The organism is Acetobacter sp. DmW_125128, assembly GCF_008704325.1.
Classification (GTDB): domain Bacteria; phylum Pseudomonadota; class Alphaproteobacteria; order Acetobacterales; family Acetobacteraceae; genus Acetobacter; species Acetobacter oryzifermentans.
This window is the reverse complement of the sequence record NZ_VHOP01000079.1, coordinates 1-3,375: the sequence shown is the minus strand read 5'-3', so window position 1 is coordinate 3,375 and position 3,375 is coordinate 1. Positions and strand designations below refer to the sequence as shown.

Here is a 3,375-nt window from a genome sequence, read left to right as displayed (position 1 = left end):
AGGCGGAAAACGCTTCGATTTGTTGCTCATGAATTCTTCTTACCTCTCGGGTCGTTCTGTCTCCACAAAACCCGGGGCAATTCACTGTTTATGCGACTTTATGTGCTAGCCATCATGAGTGTACGCTCCCGTGTGAGGCATCAATCTGCTGTAACGCGCTCACGGGGGCACAGATGGGACAGACGGCCTATCGCTTAAAAGCCAATTAAAACCTCGCTGATAATCCGAGCGGGTGGCCGTCTGATGCCTTCATGAAATCCCCTGTTTACGTAGTTTTCGAGATTCTGGCGTTACAAATGGGATATAGGCTGTATGATCTCCAGAGATAATCTCACAATGGTCTCTGATCAGGGCGGTACCTGTCGTTTTTCATGGGAACAACCTGGTCACAGTTCTTATTAAGTTGCCTTTACAAACGTAAAGGCACAAACAGGTGATGTGTTTGTTGGAGGACACATCATGGCTTCAATTAACCTGCGCATCGATGACAGTCTGAAGAAAGCTGCATACGATCGTCTGTCAGAACTCGGCGTGACATCCTCAGATCTTATCCGCCAGACCGTTGAATATGTCGTCGCTACTGGCAAGCTCCCTGTCCGGCGCACTGTTGTATCGGATGACGGTCTGGAGCTTCTTCCCGTCGTTCGAGAGCGTCTTGCCTCGCCTGAACCGTCTATTCCGGTTTCATTGGACGATCTGTGAGCTGCTATAAAATCAAACGTCGAGCTTCCGGATATCGGCTGGTGTATCAGGTTCATGAGGGGAAACTCATAGTGCTGGTTGTTGCGATTGGACGCAGGGATGCCAATGAGGTTTACGACGATGCAACCCGCCGCGTCTGAGCATGTTCCGGACAGCCTCAGTTCAATCTTCTGACGGAAAGTTATACGAAAGCCTCACCCAGACGGCACTGGCTTTCGGCAGACTTGATCAGCGCCTGCATCATCATCCTCTCCTCCCTGCAATCCTGTTTCGGGAGCAGCTGGAAGCTGCAAGAGCCTGTGCAGCAGTCGATGGCCATCTCATAGATCCGTGGCGGTTGGCGGCGGAACTGGAAGGTTTGAGATCAGTACCACTCGGATGTGATATTTATGAACGCGGAACGTCTGTGGACGCTCTCCACGCTGCGTTTGAGCAATATCAGTGGTTGGTTAGGCCAACAGATACGCAACGCAACGCGATAGAAGAGGCTTCAGGTTGGCTCAGCAAGCATAGTGTCAGATTAGGCCCTCTTCTTGGCTCCGCCCGAGCCTTTCATGCCTGGATAGAAGCAGGACATGCTCGTGCCCCGATGCGCGCCGCTTTGATCCGTCACTGGCGCCTGACCAATGTTCTTCATTTTCCGCTTCCCCTTGTTGGAGCCAGATCCTTCGTACCGGAAGCACCTTGGAGCCCAACTGCATGGCTCCCTTTTTTCCTGAACTGTCTGAATGAAGAAATCGCGGCCGTTGAGGACCGCACACGGACTCTGGAACAAAGCTGGCGTCAGGCCAGATCAAAATCGGGTGGCCAACGTCGCACCTCGCGCGCTGACAAGGTGGTAGACCTTCTCGCAGCCTATCCAGTGGTCTCGGCAACACGCCTCTCAGCTGAGCTCGGCCTGTCGCTCAAAGCTGCCTACATCTATCTGGAACGTTTTCTGGAAATGGGGCTGATTGTTGAAGTCACACATCGCGCGGCGCGACGTCTGTTCGCCCTGAAAGATCTGGAACCTCTTCGCGAGATTGTCAGGCCCCCTAAAAGACCCCAACCAGGCAGAAAACGTGGGCGACCGAGAAAAAAAGAAAGTCAGGAAACCTGTCCTCCAGATGAGAACGTGAACATCCGGCCGGTAGAGCCGGCGCCCACGTTTGCTCCCATCAATTATGAGGAACTGGAGCGTGCGATAGATCACGCAGAACGTGTGATCAGACGCCATCGGCCTGATTAGGTTCAGCAGGAACTAGCCAAACTGCGGGCCACGTGATTTTGGGCTATTTGGCTGAGGGGGTGTTTCTTCCGGCCCAGAAAGTTTCTGGCTGGCCCGATTGAACCACGATGCAGGTGATCGTGTCTGTTCGGCACTCATACCTTGCACTGCTCGTTGATCGTCCTGCAAGTCAAGACTACGCACGGCAGCCCGCCCGAGGGCATAAATGGCGTCACGCGCAGAACCGTCGCGGCCGGGGAGAACGGTCAGCTTTTCAATGCCCGCCTTTTGGGCTTGATCGATATGACGCAGAACGGCGCCAACCTGCGTGTCGCTTTCCAAAGCTTTCAGTTCTCCCCGTAAGCCCCTGAGTTCTTTCAACGTGGCACTATCTGCCTGGCCTGCGTTCAGTGTTCTGTTGTCCGCATCAATCCCGGATTGCAGTTCCTGGCGTGTTGGTTCACGGAGCGACAGAGCTTCCCGACGCGCCTGGTCGGGCGTCATTGTTCGCCCAGACTTAAATAACGTCGCGATGGCATGCATCATAAGACGCTCGTCATTGACTGCCGCTTTGCCGCTGGCTCTGTTCCATTGATCGTGATCGAGTTGGCTGAGGTCAAAATTATGACCGGCGTTCCGAGCAAGATGTGAGAGATGAAGCAGGATGACCTGCTGGTTTCCTTGCCGAAAAGGCAGGATTTTATCCAAAGCGGCAATATGGGTGGCAGCTCCCCGCGCAAAACGGTCGGAAGAGAGATCCCGCAAACCATTATTGGCTTTCAGGTTTTGGAATACGCCTTGAACTGACTGGGAAATCCGGTCGGGATGGAGACCTTTCCGACCATCAACAGCGAGGTCGCAGGTCCGGTATTGCCCCGCCCAGTCGTAGACATCCTGAAAGAGATGGTGATGCAAATCCTTAAGGGCGGACGTCGAGTTGGTATCCGTGGGCATGGTTATCGCACGGCTGAGATACCGGGTTGTTTCAAAAATGCGAAGGCGTTCAGCATTCTGATAGCCCTTCTTGTTCACGAGAACTTCCGTGCCAGGATAGAGATAAGGGTCGGTGACGGGCATCATTCATCTCCTTCCGTAGGGCGGATTGGTTCATCCAGTTCCTCATGAAGGCGTTGAAGAAAATCCATGAAAATTTCCACCGGTACGCATGCCTCAATAAGTAGGGTTGTAAGAGAGCTTATTTCGGCTATCTGACTGCGATCTGGCCTATCAAGTTCGCTCATGACGCACATCGCGTCCCGGATCAGGACCTTGTAGAAAGACGTCATATCCGCAGAAACTGGCTCAAACGTCAGATTTGCTAATTCCTCTCGGTAACGCTCGACACGTGGAAAGCGTGTTGGTTCAAGCATGGTGCCCTCGGTCCTCCCGGTTGTGCCGAGCGAAGGGGGAAACATATCCCTTATCGTCTGCATCGTATGATCTCCTACGATCACGACTCAGCCAGA

At 53.4% G+C, this 3,375-nt stretch carries 5 protein-coding genes; 3 read left to right on the top strand and 2 right to left on the bottom strand.

Translation table 11 applies throughout. The features are described 5' to 3' along the window. The first annotated feature begins 459 nt into the window (after positions 1-459). Genes FKW19_RS14835 through FKW19_RS14825 form a run of 3 tightly spaced genes read left to right on the top strand, consistent with a single transcriptional unit; the run spans position 460 to position 1,930 of the window. A complete protein-coding gene (locus tag FKW19_RS14835; RefSeq protein WP_116100447.1) occupies positions 460-702 on the top strand; it encodes a type II toxin-antitoxin system RelB/DinJ family antitoxin in 243 nt (80 codons plus the stop codon). Beyond that, entirely contained in the window at positions 699-842 is a 144-nt protein-coding gene (locus FKW19_RS15885; protein WP_238704126.1) for a type II toxin-antitoxin system RelE/ParE family toxin, read from the top strand. The genes FKW19_RS14835 and FKW19_RS15885 overlap by 4 nt, the downstream gene beginning before the upstream one ends. A 2-nt stretch (positions 843-844) precedes the next feature. Continuing rightward, positions 845-1,930, top strand: a complete 1,086-nt coding sequence (locus FKW19_RS14825; RefSeq protein WP_116100448.1) for a hypothetical protein — start codon at positions 845-847, stop codon at positions 1,928-1,930. A 12-nt stretch (positions 1,931-1,942) separates the two neighbouring features. Here FKW19_RS14825 and FKW19_RS14820 read toward each other — a convergent pair whose 3' ends face one another. Beyond that, the gene (locus tag FKW19_RS14820; RefSeq protein WP_116100449.1) at positions 1,943-2,989 is read right to left on the bottom strand and encodes a Fic family protein; all 1,047 of its coding nucleotides are present in this window, start codon (positions 2,987-2,989) and stop codon (positions 1,943-1,945) included. Continuing rightward, positions 2,986-3,279 (bottom strand): hypothetical protein, encoded by a 294-nt coding sequence (locus FKW19_RS14815; protein WP_003626805.1) that lies wholly within the window; start codon positions 3,277-3,279, stop codon positions 2,986-2,988. Before FKW19_RS14815 ends, FKW19_RS14820 begins: the two co-directional genes overlap by 4 nt. Positions 3,280-3,375: the final 96 nt, after the last annotated feature.

Excerpts from the sequence above, each read along its gene's own strand:
- FKW19_RS14835 (WP_116100447.1), top strand. The coding sequence starts at position 460 with ATGGCTTCAATTAACCTGCGCATCGATGACAGTCTGAAGAAAGCTGCA.
- FKW19_RS14825 (WP_116100448.1), top strand. The coding sequence starts at position 845 with ATGTTCCGGACAGCCTCAGTTCAATCTTCTGACGGAAAGTTATACGAA.
- FKW19_RS14820 (WP_116100449.1), bottom strand. The coding sequence starts at position 2,989 with ATGATGCCCGTCACCGACCCTTATCTCTATCCTGGCACGGAAGTTCTC.
- FKW19_RS14815 (WP_003626805.1), bottom strand. The coding sequence starts at position 3,279 with ATGCTTGAACCAACACGCTTTCCACGTGTCGAGCGTTACCGAGAGGAA.